Below are 16,931 nucleotides of genomic sequence, written 5' to 3'. Positions count from 1 at the left end.
TCTCCGGGTCGGGTGGTCCGCTCCCGTGATGGTCGCAGGCAGTCTAGGTCTATAATATTTCATTAATATTACAGTGATGCCAGCGGTCATGGGGCAAGGCCGGTCACGTGAGGTGCCAGCAAGGGCTGAACATGACGACAAGGCGTCTGTCGGGCGACGAGAAGGCCTGGCTTGCGGCCTGCAAGTGGGTGGCCCGTGACGGGAGCCGTCGTCCCTGTGGCAGGGTCAATCCAGTATATCAGCGTTGACTTGTGGCCACAGGCGCAGGAGATGTGTCGCGGTGTCGCGCCTCATGCACACCCCGTATGGGGCGGGTGTGTGGGGCTGCAAGACGAGTCCGGACACCGCGGCAAGCCTCCGGCACCAGAGCCTTGATGGCATACGAGTGGACGAGGAGCAGCACTTGAGTTGTGCCAGGGCCGCCCATAGTCTTGAGAGGATGCGCAGTGACATGCCTCGCCTGCACGCCTGTCACTGTCTGCCGCGTGGTGGTCGCGCAGCTTCGGTGCCGCTGAAGCGTCTCGCGCCTGGCATGACGCCGGGCATGACGCTGGGCATGAAATCAGGCTCGGCATTCGAATCAGTCACGCGCTTGTATTAGTCTTTTCTGACCTGTCCGGCAATCGCCGCGCACAGCTCATCGTCAATGGAGTAACCCATGACCAAGCAGGTAGCCCTGATCCTTTCCGGTTGCGGTGTCTTTGATGGCTCCGAGATCTATGAAACTACCCTGACGCTGCTGCGTCTCGATCAGCTGGGCATTGCCTATGAGTGCTTTGCACCGGATGTCGCGCAGCACCACGTGATCAATCACGGCACTGGCGACGAGATGGAGGAGACCCGCAACGTGCTGGTCGAGTCCGCGCGTCTGGCACGTGGCAAGGTGCGCCCGCTGGAAGAGCTGTCAGCGGACGACTTCGATGCACTGATCCTGCCCGGTGGCTTCGGCGCCGCCAAGAATCTGTGTGACTTTGCCGTCAAGGGTGAGGACCTCGAGCTCGTCGCGGGCCTGCAGGACGCGGTGCAGCCCTTCCACGCGGCCGGCAAGCCGATCGGCGTGATGTGCATCGCGCCGGTGATGGTGCCCAAGCTGCTGGGGGAGGGCATCTCGGTCACCATCGGCAACGATGCCAGTGTCTCCGGGGCGATCAGCGCCCAGGGCGGCCTGCACAAGAGCTGCGAGGTGACGGACATCGTCGTCGACGCCGCCAACCGTGTCGTCACCACCCCGGCCTACCTGCTGGCGGAGCGCATCAGCGAAGCGGCCCAGGGCATCTTCAAGCTGGTCGAGCGCATCGATAGCTGGATCGAGGACGACAAGGCGCGTGCCGCCGAGCAGGACTGATCTCGACACGCCTGTGCGTCTGGCGTGATAGCACGTGGCTGGTGTGAGCAAGTTCCCTGGAAACACAAAGCCCCCAGAAACAGAAAGCCCCGCCGGTGACTCGGCGGGGCTTTCTGTTTTGATGCTCTGATTCTGATGCCCGACTACTGGCAGCCTCGTTCAGGGCGTGTCCTGCGATGCCTCATCGTCTGAGGCCGCACGCCGGCGCTTGAAGAGGCGCGAGGCCAGAATGCCGACCTCGAACAGCAGCCACATCGGGATCGCCAGCAGCGACTGCGAGATCACGTCCGGCGGTGTCAGCAGCATGCCGACCACGAAGCAGGCGATCACGATATAGGGGCGCTTCTTGCTCAGTGCCTCTACCGTGGTCGCACCGGTCCAGATCAGCAGGAAGGTGGCGATGGGAATCTCGAAGGCGACCCCGAAGGCGAAGAACAGCTTGAGGACAAAATTCAGGTACTGATTGATGTCCGTCATGATCGCCACATTCTCGGGGCCCGTGGTGGTGAAGAACTGGAACAGCAGCGGGAACACCACGTAGTAGGCGAAGGCCGCACCGGCATAGAACAGCAGGATGCTGGAGGCCAGCAGCGGCAGGGCCAACGCCTTCTCGTTCTCATAGAGGCCCGGCGCGATGAACGCCCAGGCCTGATAGAGCACGGCGGGAATCGCCAGGAACAGCGCCACCACCAATGTCAGCTTGAAGGGCGCCAGGAAGGGCGAGGCCACTTCGGTGGCGATCATCTGCGAACCCGGTGGCAGCAATGCCATCAGCGGTTCGGCGACATACAGATAGATCTGGTTGGAGAAGCCGTACAGCGCGGCGAAAACCACCAGCACCACCAGGGTGGCGCGCAGCAAGCGCGAGCGTAGCTCGATCAGGTGCTCGATGAGCGGCGCATGTGCGGCGTCGCCCTGACCACCTGACGGTGAGGCATGTGGATCACTCATCAGGAACGTGGCTCTCGTGATTCACGGGTGTCGGAAGCAGTGCTCGGCTCGGTGGCCGGCGCACCATTCTCGGCAGGGCGGGGGCTGGTCTCGGCGCCGGAGGCGCCTGCATCGCGGGACGTGCTGGACTCGGTGATGCCGCGCTCGACATCGCGTGCCTCGTTGCGCGCATGAGCGAGCGTCTCATCGAGCTGCTTCTTCTGCTCGTTGAGCGTCTGACGCAGTTCCTCGGCTTCCAGCTGGGCACTGATTTCCTGCTGAATGCCCGAGACACTGCGCTTGATGCGTCCCAGCCACAGACCCGCAGTGCGGGCGGCCCGGGGCAGACGCTCCGGGCCGAGCACGATCAGCGCCAGCAGCGCGATCAATGCCAGTTCAAAAAAGCCGATATCGAACATGCGGGTTACGAGCGCTTGTCAGCGGTATCGCGGCTCTCGGCCTCGACATCGATGGTGTCGCCACGCTTTTCCTCATGCGCGACCTTCTGCTGGGCAGTCGGCTCGTCGCTCTTCTTCTCTTCTTCCTTCATCGCGCCCTTGAAGCCCTTCACGGCACCGCCGAGATCAGAGCCGACGTTGCGCAGCTTCTTGGTCCCGAAGATCAGGATGATGATGCCGAGCACGATGAGAAGCTGCCAGATACTGATGCCACCTAACATGGGAAATTCTCCATTTGGGCCGCTGACACCGGGTCATTGGGCCTTGAGACTTGCAGGGTGCTGGCACCGCTGCCGGAAAGCCGACTTGCGCCGGAAGAATACGGGTCCTTCACTGGCCGCGAGCGGCCTTTTCATCATGGCCGGAAACACCGAAGCGGCGTGCCAGCTCATCCAGCACTTCCTGATGATCCAGCCCCAGGTGCGACAGCATGACCAGTGAATGGAACCACAGGTCAGCGGTCTCACCGATCACGGCACGCTGCGAGTCCACGTCGTCGTGAGCGAAATCCTTGGCGGCCAGTACGGTTTCGGTCGCCTCTTCGCCAATCTTCTCCAGTACCTTGTTGAGGCCCTTGTGATGCAGGCTCGCGACATAGGAGGAGGTCGGGTCAGCGTCGCGCCGTTCTGCCAGTACCACTGACAGACGGTTGAGAATATCACTCATGAATCATCATTCCTGAAAGCTTGGGTCTTGCGTTAAGTCATCGAGTTCTGCGCTGACGGCACACCTTGCACGGCAAACGGCACGGCGTGGGCAGGCGACTCAGGATGCAAGTGTTATATGTCATTCATATTGCACTGCGTCCCATGGGGCGGCAAGTGTCGTTGCGCGCCGGGCCAGTCAGGCCATCATGTCTGCCTGCGGCTAGCGCCACAGCAATAACACGATTCCCAGTCCTGCGCCCACCAGTACCGCCACGGGCTGGGTCTCCGCCCAGGCCATCAGGGGCTGCCAACCGAACGCGCCGGCCACCAGCAGCAAGCCCGCACGCAGTCGCCAGCTGGTGCTGGAGGCGTGATTGACCCGGTCGCGCAGCGTGGTGATGGCTTCTGTCTGGCGTTGACGGGCGCGATGCTCGTCCTCGATGCGCTCCATGGCCTGGAAGGCCATCGCCGGCAGCTGTGGCAGCTGATGCGACAGCTCCGGTGCCTGCTTGACCATCTCGGCCCAGAACGCCTTGGGACCGGCGCGCTCCTTCATCCAGCGCTCCAGATAGGGGCGGGCGGTGGCCCACAGGTCGAGGTCCGGATACAGCTGGCGGCCGAGGCCCTCGATGTTGAGCAGGGTCTTCTGCAGCAACACCAGCTGCGGCTGGACTTCCATGTTGAAGCGGCGCGCGGTCTGGAACAGCCCCAGCAGGACCTGGCCGAAACTGATGTCCTTGAGCGGCTTCTCGAGAATCGGCTCGCAGACGGCGCGGATGGCGGCGGCAAACTCGTTGGCGCGCGTGCCTTCGCCGACCCAGCCGGACTCGATGTGCAGCGCCGCGACCTCGTAGTAATCCTGGCGGAAGAAGGCCAGCAGGTTGCGCGCCAGATAGTCCTGGTCCTCGCGGGTCAGGCTGCCGACGATGCCGCAGTCGATGGCGATGAACTGCGGGTCGTGCGGGTTCTCGCGCGAGACGAAGATATTGCCGGGGTGCATGTCGGCGTGGAAGAAGTTGTCGCGGAATACCTGGGTGAAGAAGATCTCCACGCCGCGCTCGGCCAGCTTCCTGAGGTCGGTGCCCTGCGCCGTCAGCTCCTCGATATCGGCGACCGGAATGCCGCGGATGCGTTCCTGCACCATCACGCGGCGGCGCGTCAGTGGCCAGTGGATGGCCGGGACGTAGAGCAGCGGCGAGTCGAGGAAGTTGCGCTTGAGCTGAGAGGTGTTGGCGGCCTCCTTGTGCATGTCGAGCTCGTCGAACAGCGTCGCCTCGTAGTCGGCGACGACCTCGACCGGGCGCAGGCGACGGGCTTCCGGCGAGACCTTCATCAACAGGCGCGCGAACATGTAGAGCAGGCCGATGTCCTTGCGCATCACTTCCTCGATGCGCGGCCGGATGACCTTGACCACCACGTCCGAGCCATCGTGCAGGCGTGCGGCATGTACCTGGGCGATGGAGGCGGAGGCCAGAGGCTGGGCCTCGAATTCGGCGAAGGCTTCCTCGACCGACATCTCGAGTTCCTGCTCGACCAGCTCCCGCGCGACCTGGTTCTCGAACGGCGGCACCTGATCCTGCAGGCGCTTGAGTTCGTCGGCGATGTCCGGCGGCAGCAGGTCGCGGCGCGTCGAGAGCATCTGGCCGAACTTGATGAAGATCGGGCCGAATGCCTCGAGCGCCAGACGCAGACGCTCGCCACGCGTGCGTCTGCCGATGGGGAACAGACGCAGCGGCGACAGCTTGAGCAGCGGGCGAAGCAGAGCCGGCACGCGCCCCGGCGGCACCAGGTCGTCGAGGCGGTAGCGGGCGATGACCCACAGAATGCTCAGCAGGCGATAGAGTCTCACGACGGCTGGCACTCCCGCTCGGCAGGTTGATGAGAGGTGGCGGCCTCGAGGTGACGGCGCAGTCGCGCCAGCCGCGCTTCGGTGCGATCCAGACACTGGGTCAGCTCGGTCAGCTCGTCGCGGGCGACGCGCATCTGCGCCTGACCGGGCAGCCAGCGCGCCTCCTCGGTGAGGTACTCGCGCAGGTCCAGCTCCAGCTCACGGCGGCTGATCAGGCCGAAACGCCCGAGGCTGCGCAGGCCGCTGGCCAGGCTATGGCCGGGGGCTTCGCCGAACCACTCACTGAGCGCGCCTTCCCAGTCCAGGTCGAGGTCCATCACCAGGTCACGGGCGCTTTCCAGCAGATGGATACGGCCACGCACGGCGAGGCGGCCCTCGAACATCAGGCGCTCGATGGATTCACCGGACAGCAGGGCGGCGGCGGTCTCCATGTCGAGCTCCACCACCACATCGCCATCGCTCTCGTTGGCCTGGGGCAGGCGCAACAGGTGCAGGCCCTGCAGGTCGAAATGCACCAGTAGGTCAAAGGCGGGGCGTTCGACACGCACCAGCAGGCGTCGGCCTGCCAGTGCATTCAGGCGCGACGTCGAGGCCGGGTCGCGAGCAAGCAGCTGATTCAGCGTCCGCTCAGCGGTCGCCAACAGCAGGGGGGTCAGCAATGCCATGACAGCCTCAGAGCTTGATACCGCGGTGCAACGCGACGATGCCGCCCGTCAGGTTGGTGTACTCGACGCGCTCGAGACCGGCCTCTTCCATCATGCCGGCCAACGTCTTCTGGTCGGGGTGCATGCGGATGGACTCGGCCAGGTAGCGGTAGGAGTCGGCGTCGCCGGCGACCATCTCGCCCATCTTGGGCAGCAGCCGGAAGCTGTACTGGTCATAGGCGGTGGAGAGCAGCGGATTGACCGGCTTGGAGAATTCCAGCACCAGCAGACGGCCACCCGGCTTGAGGATGCGCTGCATGGAGCGCAGGGCCTTGGCCTGGTCGGTGACGTTGCGCAGCCCGAAGGCGATGGTGATGATGTCGAAGGTGTTGTCCGGGAAGGGCAGGGCTTCGGCATTGGCCTGCACGTATTCGACGTTGCCGCCGACGCCACGGTCGAGCAGCTTGTCGCGGCCGACGTTGAGCATCGAGGCATTGATGTCGGCGAGCACCACGCGGCCTTTCGGGCCGACCAGACGCGAGAACTTCAGCGTCAGGTCACCGGTGCCGCCGGCGATGTCCAGCACCGACTGGCCGGGACGGGCGCCGGCACGCTCCAGGGTGATGCGCTTCCACAGACGGTGGATGCCGAACGACATCAGGTCATTCATCACGTCGTACTTGGCGGCGACACTGTGGAAGACATCCGCGACGCGGCCTGCCTTCTCGTCCACGGCAACTTCCTGATAACCGAAGTGAGTCGTACGCTTGTCCATGACTTCCCCTGTTGTGACGCCGCCGTGGCGACGTCAGCACAATATGGTGAGCTTTCGCAGTGGCTCGATTGTAACCGCTAGCCAGCGGGCTGTCTTTTGGCAAGACGTCGACTCGGACATCTTGCCGCGCCCAGTGGCATCAGTGGCTTACAGCTGGTTGAGCGGAATGCCCAGTGGTTCGCGCGAGGCACCGGCCTCTTCCAGCTGACGCAGGTAGTAGGCCCACATGGCGTCGCGGCGATTGGCCAGTTCCCACAGGTATTCCCAGGTATACAGGCCGCTGTCATGGCCATCATCGAAGTGCAGCTTCAGCGCGTAGCGGCCGCTCTGGGTGATGTTGGTCAGCCCGACGTAGCGCATGCCGACCTGCAGGGTTTCCTGGCCGACACCGTGGCCACGCACTTCCGCCGACGGCGACATCACGCGCAGGAATTCGGTGCTCAGGCGGAAGCTCTGGCCATCGGCGTAGCCCAGTTCCAGTTCGCGCTCTGACTTGTGGTAGTGCACGCGCGTCGGCACCGGGGCCTCTTCGCCATCGCGGGCATGGCGCTCATTGAGGCGGTAGTCGCGCTGCTGACCGCTGGTATCAGCGTCGTGGGACGCGGCGGCGTCCTTGGGAGTGTCGTGGCTCATCGGGGCATCCTCGGGCTTGCATGCCGCGCGGCGGCGTAGGGCGCAGGGCGGCATGGCGAAGGCAGATAGGCGTCGAGCGCGGCGCTTGGCCGGTCGATGTGTCTTGTGCGCATGATGCACTGACGCCCGATCCGGGCCAAGCCGGATCGGGCGTCAGAAGTCCCCTCAGGAACGGGACTGGCTTCCATGAGGGGCTGTCAGGCGCGTGAGCGTGTCGTCAGAGGATGTAGCGCGACAGGTCTTCATCACGCGCCAGATCACCCAGACGGGCATCGACGTAGGCGGCATCGACCTTGAGTTCGCCGGGCTGATCGCCACCCTCGTAGGAGATCTCTTCCAGCAGACGCTCCATCACGGTGTGCAGACGACGGGCGCCGATGTTCTCGGTGCCTTCGTTGACCTGATAGGCGATCTGGGCGATGCGCTCGATGGCGTCATCCGCGAAGCTCAGCTCGACGCCTTCGGTCGCCAGCAATGCCTTGTACTGACGGATCAGGGCGGCGGACGGCTCGGTCAGGATGCGCTTGAAGTCTTCCGGCGTCAGGGCGTTGAGCTCGACACGGATCGGCAGACGGCCCTGCAGCTCCGGAATCATGTCCGACGGCTTGGACAGGTGGAAGGCACCGGAGGCGATGAACAGGATGTGGTCGGTCTTGACCATGCCGTGCTTGGTGGACACGGTGGAACCCTCGATCAGCGGCAGCAGATCGCGCTGCACGCCTTCGCGGGACACATCGCCGCCACTGCCGGATTCGCCGCGCTTGGCGACCTTGTCGATCTCGTCGAGGAAGACGATGCCGTTCTGTTCGACGGCCTCGATGGCACGGCTCTTGAGGTCTTCATCGCTGACCATTCTGGCCGCTTCTTCCTCGTGAACCAGCTTGAGCGCTTCCTTGACGGTGATGCGACGGCTCTCTTTCTGCTGCTTGCCCATGTTGGAGAACATGGACTGCAGCTGGCTGGTCATCTCTTCCATCCCCGGCGGGGTGGCGAAATCGAGACTCTGGCTGGCCGGGCTCAGCTCGATGTCGATTTCCTTGTCATCCAGCTGACCTTCGCGCAGCTTCTTGCGGAACATCTGGCGCGTGCTGCTGTTGTTGGCGGCAGCGTCGTACTCTTCACCACGCACACGCGGCAGCAGGGCGTCGAGGATGCGCTCTTCGGCGGCATCTTCGGCCTTGTCGCGCACTTCCTTCATGGCGTCTTCGCGCACCAGCTTCATCGCGACCTCGACCAGGTCGCGGATGATGGATTCCACGTCACGGCCGACATAGCCGACCTCGGTGAACTTGGTCGCCTCGATCTTGAGGAAGGGCGCGCCGGCCAGCTTGGCCAGACGACGGGCGATCTCGGTCTTGCCGACACCGGTCGGGCCGATCATCAGGATGTTCTTCGGCGTGACTTCCGGGCGCAGATCATCATCGAGCTGCATGCGGCGCCAGCGGTTGCGCATGGCAACCGCCACGGCGCGCTTGGCTTCAGGCTGGCCGACGATGTGCTGATCGAGGGCGTTGACGATTTCCTTCGGGGTCATCTGGGACATCTCAGGACAGCTCCTCGATGATGGCATTGTGGTTGGTGAAGACGCAGATATCGGCCGCGATGGAGATGGACTTCTCGGTGATCTCGCGGGCAGAAAGTTCGGTATTCTCGATCAGGGCGCGGGCAGCGGCCTCGGCATAGTTGCCGCCGGAGCCGATGGCCAGCACGCCGTGCTCGGGCTCGACCACGTCGCCGTTGCCGGTGATGATCAAGGAGGCATGCTTGTCGGCGACCACCAGCATGGCTTCAAGCTTGCGCAGGGCGCGGTCTGAGCGCCACTCCTTGGCAAGCTCCACGGCGGACTTCACCAGCTGGCCCTGATACTTCTCGAGCTGCGCTTCGAAGCGTTCGAACAGCGTGAAGGCATCGGCGGTACCACCGGCGAAACCGGCCAGTACCTGATTGCGATACAGACGACGCACCTTGGCGGCGTTGCCTTTCATGACAGTGTTGCCAAGGGATACCTGGCCGTCACCAGCCAGGGCGACCTGGCCGTTGCGACGCACGGAGACGATCGTGGTCATGGATAACTCCTGAGAGAGCATGCCGGCGATTGGAATAAGGTGAACGGGGCCGGGCATGGCATTTCTGGGCAGACGAGGCCGTGGCCTCGTCGCGTAAAACGGGTGGTGATCGTCAGCCTGGCGCTTGCCACTGCTTGCCGCGATCCTGCACCGCCTGATGGGCGGCACGCGGGCCTGATATCTCACCGGAATGCTGTAGATGGGGGCGCCGATACGGGTTTCAAGTCATCGGCGACTCAGCGTTGACTGCGATCGGCCCTGGTCTGTGCCCTCATGCAACGGGCCCGCTCAAAAATGAGCGGGCCCGTCTGTCGCAAGGCTCACGCCTGGCTTACTGCAGCTTGATCAACAGGGGCTCGATGCCCTGGGTGTTCATCAGGTCCTGGGCGCGATTGAGCTCGCGGGTGTCCTTGTAGGGACCGACCTGCACCCGGTGCCAGACGGTACCGCCAGAGGCATTGACGTCACTGACCTTGGCCAGCAGGCCAAGGTCCTTGAGCTTGCCGGCCAGCTTCTTGGCATCGCTCATCTCGCGGAAGGACGCGGCCTGCAACATGTAGTTGGTCAGCGAGGCCTCGGACTTCTTGGTGCTCTCGGCGCTGCCCGGACGCGGCGTGGACTTGTACTCATCCACCTTGGGCGCGATCACCTCGGTTTCCGGCAGCAGGGTGTAGAACTCGAAGGTCGGCATGTTGCCGGCGGACTCTTCGGGGGCTTCCTTCTGCTGCTGGTTGCCCTGCTTGGCGGCCTGCTGCCCGTTCTGCTGTCCGTTCTGCTGCGTGTTGGCCTTGGGCACGATGGCCGCGACCGGCAGACGCGGGGCCTGTTTCTCGAAGTACTGCGCGAGAGCGAAGCCGGCGATCAGACCGATGATGCCCCACAGCCAGCCGGGCAGACCACGACTCTGGCTGGCAGCGGGTTGCCGACGGGGGCTCGCCCCCTGGCGGGAGGCGGGCTTCTTGTTGGCGGGGCGGCGAGCAGCCATGGCTTACATCTCCTCGGGAGCGCTGACACCCAGCAGGGCCAGGCCGTTGCGGATGACCTGAGCGGTCGCCAGACCCAGCGCCATGCGCGCATTGCGGGTCGCGTCGTCCTCGACCATCACCTTCACCGCGTTGTAGCAGGTGTGGAAGTCGGAGGAGAGGTCCTGCAGGTACTGGGCGACCTGCTGCGGCTCGCGCACCTTGGCGGCGTGGGCGACGACGTCCGGGAACTGCGCCATGCGATTCATCACGGCCTTTTCCTGGTCGCTGGTCAGCAGGGTGAGCTGCGCCATGGCCAGGGCTTCGTCGAAGGGCTTCTCTTCGCGGCTGGCCTTGCGCAGCACGCTGTGCACGCGGGCGTGAGCGTACTGGATGTAGTAGACCGGGTTGTCATTGGACTGGGAGCGCGCCAGGTCGATGTCGAAGGTCAGCTGGGAGTCGGCGCGACGTGCGGCCAGGAAGTAGCGGGTCGCGTCGCGGCCGACTTCCTCGATCAGGTCGCGCAGGGTCACGTAGCTGCCGGCACGCTTGGACAGCTTCACTTCCTCGCCGGAGCGCATCACGGTGACCATCTGGTGCAGCACGTAGTCCGGCCAGCCCTTGGGGATGTCCGCCTGCAGAGCCTGCAGACCGGCACGCACGCGGGTCACGGTGGAGTGGTGATCGGCGCCCTGCTCGTTGATGACCTGGGTGAAGCCACGCTGCCACTTGTCGAGGTGGTAGGCGACGTCGGGCAGGAAGTAGGTGTAACCGCCGTCACGCTTGCGCATCACGCGGTCCTTGTCATCACCGAAGTCGGTGGTACGCAGCCACAGGGCACCGTCGTCTTCATAGGTGTAGCCGTTGTCGACCAGGCGCTTGACGGTCTCCTCGACCTTGCCGTCGCTGTAGAGCGAGGACTCGAGGAAGTAGACATCGAATTCGACGCCGAAGGCCTTGAGGTCGAGATCCTGCTCATGGCGCAGGTAGGCGACGGCGAAGACGCGGATGGCCTCCAGGTCATCGGGGTCCGCGGCGCCGGTCACCTGCTTGCCATCGGCTTCGACGGTATCGCCGGCCATGTAGGAGGCGGCCAGTTCGCTGATGTAGTCACCGCGATAGCCATCGGCCGGCCAGCTGGCATCGTCCGGGCCCAGACCCTTGGCGCGCGCCTGGACGGAGAGCGCCAGATTGTTGATCTGGGCGCCGGCGTCGTTGTAGTAGAACTCGCGCGTGACGTCGTGGCCGGTGGCGGCCAGCAGGCGGCACAGCACGTCGCCGACTGCGGCACCGCGGCCGTGACCGACGTGCAGCGGGCCGGTCGGGTTGGCGGAGACGAACTCGACCTGAGCCTTCTCGCCGGCACCCACGTCGCTGTGACCGAAGCTGTCGCTTTCGCTGAAGACGCGACGCACGATGTCGGCTACCGCACCGGTATCAGCGAAGAAGTTCAGGAAGCCGGGGCCGGCGATCTCGACCTTGGAGACGGCATCGGAGGCCGGCAGCGCCGCGATCAGCTTCTCGGCCAGATCGCGCGGCTTCATGCCGGCGGCCTTGGACGTCATCATCGCCAGATTGCTGGCGTAGTCGCCGTGGCTCTTGTCCTTGGTCGGGTCGACCTTGATCTGCGGGCTGGCGTCGGCGGGCAGGGTGCCGTCGGCCTTGAGGGTTTCCAGGGCCTGGCCCAGCAGTTCGATGATCGTCTCTTTCATGGAATATCGGTCTCTTCACGGCTCGGGTCGCACCGCGTGCCATACAGCAGGCGGTTGCAGGCATCAGGCCTGCGGGCAATGGGGGAGTGCGGATGTCGCTGCACGATGGCGGGCATTATCACCGATCCTGCGGCTTGCATAAACCGTCGTGATCAATCGCGCCGCATTCCGCGCCCTGCAGGGATAGTGGTCAGTTCATCGCAAGCGGCGTGAAGGGCTGTCACGCCGCTTGCGTATTACTCAGGCCATGCCGATGGGATCGACATCCAGCGACCAGCGCAGGCGGCGTGCGTCGCGGTCCTGCTCGCAGAGCGTCACCAGCCAGGCCGCCGCTTCATGCAATGGGCCGCGTTTCGCACAGCGCAACAGCAATTGGGCGTGATAGCGATTCTGGCGGCGCTCCATCGGCGCGGGAACCGGGCCGAGGCAATCCACCTTGAGATTGGCAGCCTCGAGGTGCTGGCGCAGGGCGCCACCGACCTTCAATAGCCACTGCTCGACCTGCTGCTGGTCGCTGGCCTCGGCGCGCAGCAGCGCCAGATGGCTGAACGGCGGCAGCTGGGCAATGCGGCGCTCCTCGAGCAATTCCCCCGCCAGCTGCGGGTAGCCGGCCTGAATCAGCGTCAGCAGGTTGGGGTCTTCCGGGTGGCGGGTCTGGATCAATACCTCGCCGGGGCGCTCGGCGCGTCCGGCGCGCCCCGCGACCTGTACCAGCAGCTGCGCGGATTGCTCAAGTGCGCGGAAGTCGGCGGCATAGAGGCCGCTGTCGGCGTTGACCACCACCACCAGGGTGACGTGGGGGAAGTGGTGGCCCTTGGCCAGCATCTGGGTGCCGACCAGCAGGCAGGGCTCGCCACGCCGGATCACCGCCAGCGCCTCGCTCATGGCGTCCTTGCGCTGGGTGCTGTCGCGGTCGATGCGCAGCACCGGCACGTCGGGGAATTTCTCGCCGAGCAGCTCTTCGGTGCGCTCGGTACCCGCGCCCTGCGGGCGTACATCCCCGCTGCCACAGGCCGGGCAGGCATCCGGCAGCGGGCGGGTGCGCTCGCAGTGGTGGCAGGTCAGCTGGGGCGGATGGCGATGCAGGGTCATGCGGGCATCGCAGTTGTCGCATTCGGCGATCCAGCCGCAGGCATGGCAGGTCAGGGTCGGCGCGAAGCCGCGCCGATTGATGAACACCAGCACCTGATCGCCCTGGGCGAGGCGCTTCTCGATCGCCTCCAGACTCTGGGTCGAGAGACCGCCCAGCGTCATGCGGCCGCGCAGGTCGACCGGGTGCAGGCGGGCCGGCTGACTGCGTCCGGCGCGCTGATGCAGGTGCAGATGCGTGAAGCGGCCCTCGCGAGCATGGCGCAGGCTCTCAAGAGACGGCGTGGCGCTGCCGAGCACCACGGGTATGCCTTCCTGCTTGCCGCGCACCAGCGCCAGATCGCGGGCGTGATAGCGCAGGCCGTCCTGTTGCTTGAAGGAGCCGTCGTGCTCCTCGTCGACGATGATCACGCCGAGCCTGGCCATCGGCGTGAAGATGGCGGAGCGGGTACCGATCACGATGCGCGCCCGGCCGCTGCGGGCGGCTTCGAAGCCATCGAGGCGTTCACCATCGCTGACGCCGGAGTGCAGCATCACCTGCGGCACGCGGAAGCGTCTGCGGAAGCGCTCCAGCGTCTGGGGCGTCAGGCCGATCTCGGGCACCAGCACCAGCGCCTGGCCGCCGCGGTCCAGCACCGCCTCGATCAATTGCAGATAGACCTCGGTCTTGCCGGAACCGGTCACGCCCTCCAGCAGCGTGGGCGAGAAGCGGCTCAGGCCCTCATGCAGACGCGAGAGGGCGCGGCCCTGCTCATCATTGAGGGCCAGGCCGGGTGCGGCGAGCACGCCCTTGTTGGCCTGCTCCGGCGTGGTGCCGGTCACCGGCTCCTCACGGGATTCGATGTAGCCGCGACCGCGCAGGGTCTCCAGCTGCTGGCGGGTGAAGCCCTGGGCGGTGATGGCGCTGTGCACCAGGCCATGACGATGCTGAGCGAGCAGCTCCAGCAACGCGATCTGGCGGGTGGCTCGCCCCAGGCTTGCCGGCTCGGTGGCGCGGCCCTTGTCGGTCAGCGTCCAGCGCTCACGGGTACGCGCCTCCAGGGCGCGCCCCTGACGCAGCAGCGAGGGCATCGCCTGGGCGAAGGTGTCGCCGAGCGAGTGCTGGTAATAGCGCGCGGTAAACTGACATATCCACAACCAGTCGGCCGGCAGTGGTTCGTCATCGATGACTTCGCTGACAGGCTTGAGCTTGTCGATGGGGAAACTTGAGTCGCTGCGCAGCTCGGCGATCACCCCGACCAGCTGGCGACGCCCGAATTCGACGCGCACGCGCAGGCCCACCTGCCAGCCGTGGCGGGGCGGCTGGCGGGATGGCAGGTAGTCGAACAGATCGCGCAGCGGGCCGGGAATCGCGATGCCCAGCACACGTCCCGGCAGGTGAGTCGCAGTCTTGTCGGTAGTGTCAGGCACGCAAGGTATCCGGATATGAGGTGATATGAGGCGTTCAGTAAAACGAGGATATGCCGTGGCACGCAGTCTACAGAGTGTTGCCCGCAATAAACGGCACAAAGTTTGGTCTTGCGGCAGATGACTGGTAAAATGTGCGGCCTTCCGTCGGAAACGGCGGAATGACCGGTTCAATCCAAAACCCGTGTACGGTGCCTGGCAAGTGATCAGGTGGCGGTGCACAGCGACCTGAGGTTACACATCATGAAACAGGGTATCCATCCGGACTACCAGCGCCAGACCGCAACTTGCTCCTGCGGCGCGCAGCACGAAATCGGTACCACTTCCAAGCAGACTTTCGCGCTTGACGTGTGCTCCGAGTGCCACCCGTTCTACACCGGCAAGCAGAAGCAGGCTACCACCGGTGGTCGCGTCGAGCGCTTCAACAAGCGTTTCGGTGCTGCCATCAAGCGCTGATACCTTCAGCTGCTTGTCGCTTTCATGGCGCTGCGCATCTTGCAGCGTCATGGACGAAAAACCCGCTCACGAGCGGGTTTTTTTGTGCCTGTCGTTCAGGCCGCTCTGAAGAGAGCCGCGACCACGCCAGCCGGCCCGGGATGCCCTTGTCGTGATGTTCTGGTCGTGATGGTCTGACGTGATGCCCTTGCGGTGATGTCACCCCTGCGCTGCGCTTGCTGAAAGGAAAGATTGTTTCCGATTTGGCACTTTTTCTGCTCTGCCTCTGCATCAAGCGCGCCAGAATGGCGGGTTGCGTCAGTGATAGGTCGAAAATCGAGGATCTTGCGCGAATCGTGGCGTCATCTCGGGCCGAAATCGGCGTAAAAGCCGGTCAGCGATAAGGAAAGGTTTATGGCTGGGTAGGGCATCCATAACGTTAGACGAATGGCTAAAATGTTTTTTAAACAATCGTTTTAAAGTCATGCATAACAGCAAGTTGCGTCGGTTGTTCAGAGGTGTCTTTTTCTATATTCTGGAGCAGCCAACCCCCCGCCAAAATACCGGATGACACGCATGTCTGATGCCATGAAGAAAGCAGCACTGCAATATCACGCCGAACCCATTCCCGGAAAGCTCTCCATCGAGCTGACCAAGCCGACCGAGACCGCCAAGCACCTGGCGCTGGCCTACAGCCCGGGCGTTGCCGAGCCGTGCCGAGAAATCGCCGCCGACCCGGAAAATGCCTACCTGTACACCGGCAAGGGCAACCTGGTCGCGGTCATCTCTGACGGGACTGCCATCCTTGGCCTGGGCAACCTGGGGCCGCTGGCTTCCAAGCCGGTCATGGAAGGCAAGGGCGTGCTGTTCAAGCGCTTCGCTGGCATCAACTCCGTCGATGTCGAAGTGGATGCGGAAAGCCCGCAGGCCTTCATCGATACCGTGCGCCGCATCCACACCACCTACGGTGGCATCAACCTGGAAGACATCAAGGCGCCGGAATGCTTTGAAGTCGAGCAGGCGCTGATCGAGCAGTGCAACATCCCGGTCTTCCATGACGACCAGCACGGTACCGCCATCGTCACCGCGGCCGGCATGCTCAACGCCCTGGATATCGCCGGCAAGAAGCTGGAAGACGCGCGTATCGTCTGCCTGGGCGCCGGCGCTGCCGCCATCGCCTGCATGAAGCTGCTGGTGGCCAGTGGTGCCAAGGTCGAGAACATCTTCATGCTCGACCGCAAGGGCGTGATCCACAGCGGCCGTGATGACCTGAACCAGTACAAGGCGATGTTCGCCACCGAGACCGAGCTGCGCACGCTGGACGACGCCATCGATGGCGCCGACGTCTTCGTCGGTCTGTCCGGCCCGAACCTGCTCAAGGCAGAGCAGCTCAAGAAGATGGCCGCCAACCCGATCGTCTTCGCCTGCTCCAACCCGGATCCGGAAATTCATCCGGATACCGCTCGCGAAGCACGCCCGGATGTCATCATGGCGACAGGTCGCTCCGACTACCCGAACCAGGTCAACAACGTGCTGGGCTTCCCGTTCATCTTCCGTGGCGCGCTGGATGTGCGTGCGACGCGCATCAATGAAGAGATGAAGCTGGCCGCCGTTCACGCCCTGAAAGACCTGGCGCGTGAGCCGGTCAGCCAGGATGTGCTGGATGCCTACGAGATCGACAGCCTCGAATTCGGCCCGGGTTACATCATCCCGACGCCGATGGATTCGCGTCTGCTCGAGCGTCTGCCGGCCGCCGTGGCCCAGGCGGCCATCGATTCCGGTGTCGCACGCAAGCCGTACCCGGCGCACTACCCGCTGACCAGCACGGATCAGGTCTACGGTTAAGCGTCAGCGGTCGAATGGCCGGTTGGCGGCGTCGCTGAAGCGACGCAAGACATGAAAAAGCCCTCGTCGGAGATTCCGGCGAGGGCTTTTTGTTGGTGGCTGCTTTCAGTCATGAACCGCGAGCCATGAGCCAT

16 protein-coding genes are annotated in these 16,931 nt (G+C 64.3%); 3 read left to right on the top strand and 13 right to left on the bottom strand.

Annotated elements, in window-relative coordinates:
- Positions 1-658: 658 nt before the first annotated feature.
- Positions 659-1,345, top strand: a complete 687-nt coding sequence (gene elbB, locus AC4FAH_RS00290; RefSeq protein WP_054556514.1) for an isoprenoid biosynthesis glyoxalase ElbB — start codon at positions 659-661, stop codon at positions 1,343-1,345.
- A gap of 159 nt (positions 1,346-1,504) precedes the next feature.
- On the opposite strand, the gene tatC is transcribed toward elbB, so the two are convergent.
- From tatC to AC4FAH_RS00225, 13 genes are all read right to left on the bottom strand, one after another.
- Positions 1,505-2,296, bottom strand: coding sequence for a twin-arginine translocase subunit TatC (gene tatC, locus AC4FAH_RS00285; RefSeq protein ID WP_131432770.1), 792 nt, complete (start codon positions 2,294-2,296; stop codon positions 1,505-1,507).
- Positions 2,296-2,694, bottom strand: a complete 399-nt coding sequence (tatB, locus tag AC4FAH_RS00280; RefSeq protein WP_043332982.1) for a Sec-independent protein translocase protein TatB — start codon at positions 2,692-2,694, stop codon at positions 2,296-2,298. Before tatB ends, tatC begins: the two co-directional genes overlap by 1 nt.
- A gap of 5 nt (positions 2,695-2,699) precedes the next feature.
- Positions 2,700-2,954, bottom strand: a complete 255-nt coding sequence (gene tatA / locus AC4FAH_RS00275; RefSeq protein WP_043332981.1) for a Sec-independent protein translocase subunit TatA — start codon at positions 2,952-2,954, stop codon at positions 2,700-2,702.
- Between the two features lie 109 nt (positions 2,955-3,063).
- Positions 3,064-3,399, bottom strand: coding sequence for a phosphoribosyl-ATP diphosphatase (locus tag AC4FAH_RS00270; RefSeq protein ID WP_043332980.1), 336 nt, complete (start codon positions 3,397-3,399; stop codon positions 3,064-3,066).
- 201 nt (positions 3,400-3,600) lie between these two features.
- Positions 3,601-5,229: a ubiquinone biosynthesis regulatory protein kinase UbiB gene (gene ubiB / locus AC4FAH_RS00265; protein ID WP_490245536.1), complete on the bottom strand. Its 1,629-nt coding sequence runs from the start codon at positions 5,227-5,229 to the stop codon at positions 3,601-3,603.
- Positions 5,226-5,894, bottom strand: a complete 669-nt coding sequence (locus AC4FAH_RS00260) for a ubiquinone biosynthesis accessory factor UbiJ (protein WP_131432768.1) — start codon at positions 5,892-5,894, stop codon at positions 5,226-5,228. The genes ubiB and AC4FAH_RS00260 overlap by 4 nt, the downstream gene beginning before the upstream one ends.
- 7 nt (positions 5,895-5,901) lie before the next feature.
- On the bottom strand, positions 5,902-6,648 hold the full coding sequence (gene ubiE, locus AC4FAH_RS00255; protein WP_043332974.1) for a bifunctional demethylmenaquinone methyltransferase/2-methoxy-6-polyprenyl-1,4-benzoquinol methylase UbiE: 747 nt from the start codon (positions 6,646-6,648) through the stop codon (positions 5,902-5,904).
- Between the two features lie 147 nt (positions 6,649-6,795).
- Positions 6,796-7,167 carry a gamma-butyrobetaine hydroxylase family protein gene (locus tag AC4FAH_RS00250; protein WP_225348182.1) on the bottom strand — a complete coding sequence of 124 codons (372 nt, stop codon included), beginning with the start codon at positions 7,165-7,167 and terminating at the stop codon, positions 6,796-6,798.
- Between the two features lie 331 nt (positions 7,168-7,498).
- Complete coding sequence (hslU, locus tag AC4FAH_RS00245; protein ID WP_043332972.1) at positions 7,499-8,824, bottom strand: ATP-dependent protease ATPase subunit HslU; 1,326 nt, start codon at positions 8,822-8,824, stop codon at positions 7,499-7,501.
- Position 8,825: 1 nt separating this feature from the next.
- The gene (hslV, locus tag AC4FAH_RS00240) at positions 8,826-9,347 is read right to left on the bottom strand and encodes an ATP-dependent protease subunit HslV (RefSeq protein WP_043332970.1); all 522 of its coding nucleotides are present in this window, start codon (positions 9,345-9,347) and stop codon (positions 8,826-8,828) included.
- Between the two features lie 331 nt (positions 9,348-9,678).
- Positions 9,679-10,332: an SPOR domain-containing protein gene (locus AC4FAH_RS00235; RefSeq protein WP_043332968.1), complete on the bottom strand. Its 654-nt coding sequence runs from the start codon at positions 10,330-10,332 to the stop codon at positions 9,679-9,681.
- A 3-nt stretch (positions 10,333-10,335) separates the two neighbouring features.
- Entirely contained in the window at positions 10,336-12,021 is a 1,686-nt protein-coding gene (argS, locus tag AC4FAH_RS00230) for an arginine--tRNA ligase (protein ID WP_288988733.1), read from the bottom strand.
- 240 nt (positions 12,022-12,261) lie between these two features.
- Positions 12,262-14,520 carry a primosomal protein N' gene (locus AC4FAH_RS00225; RefSeq protein ID WP_490245535.1) on the bottom strand — a complete coding sequence of 753 codons (2,259 nt, stop codon included), beginning with the start codon at positions 14,518-14,520 and terminating at the stop codon, positions 12,262-12,264.
- A gap of 240 nt (positions 14,521-14,760) precedes the next feature.
- On the opposite strand from AC4FAH_RS00225, the gene rpmE reads away from it, so the two are divergent.
- A complete protein-coding gene (gene rpmE, locus AC4FAH_RS00220) occupies positions 14,761-14,973 on the top strand; it encodes a 50S ribosomal protein L31 (RefSeq protein WP_054556509.1) in 213 nt (70 codons plus the stop codon).
- A 555-nt stretch (positions 14,974-15,528) separates the two neighbouring features.
- On the top strand, positions 15,529-16,797 hold the full coding sequence (locus AC4FAH_RS00215) for a malic enzyme-like NAD(P)-binding protein (protein ID WP_054556560.1): 1,269 nt from the start codon (positions 15,529-15,531) through the stop codon (positions 16,795-16,797).
- The last annotated feature ends 134 nt before the right edge of the window (positions 16,798-16,931 follow it).

It is taken from the genome of Cobetia sp., from assembly GCF_983723665.1.
Note: the sequence above shows the minus strand (reverse complement) of the source record. Positions and strands in the feature narration are given on the sequence as shown.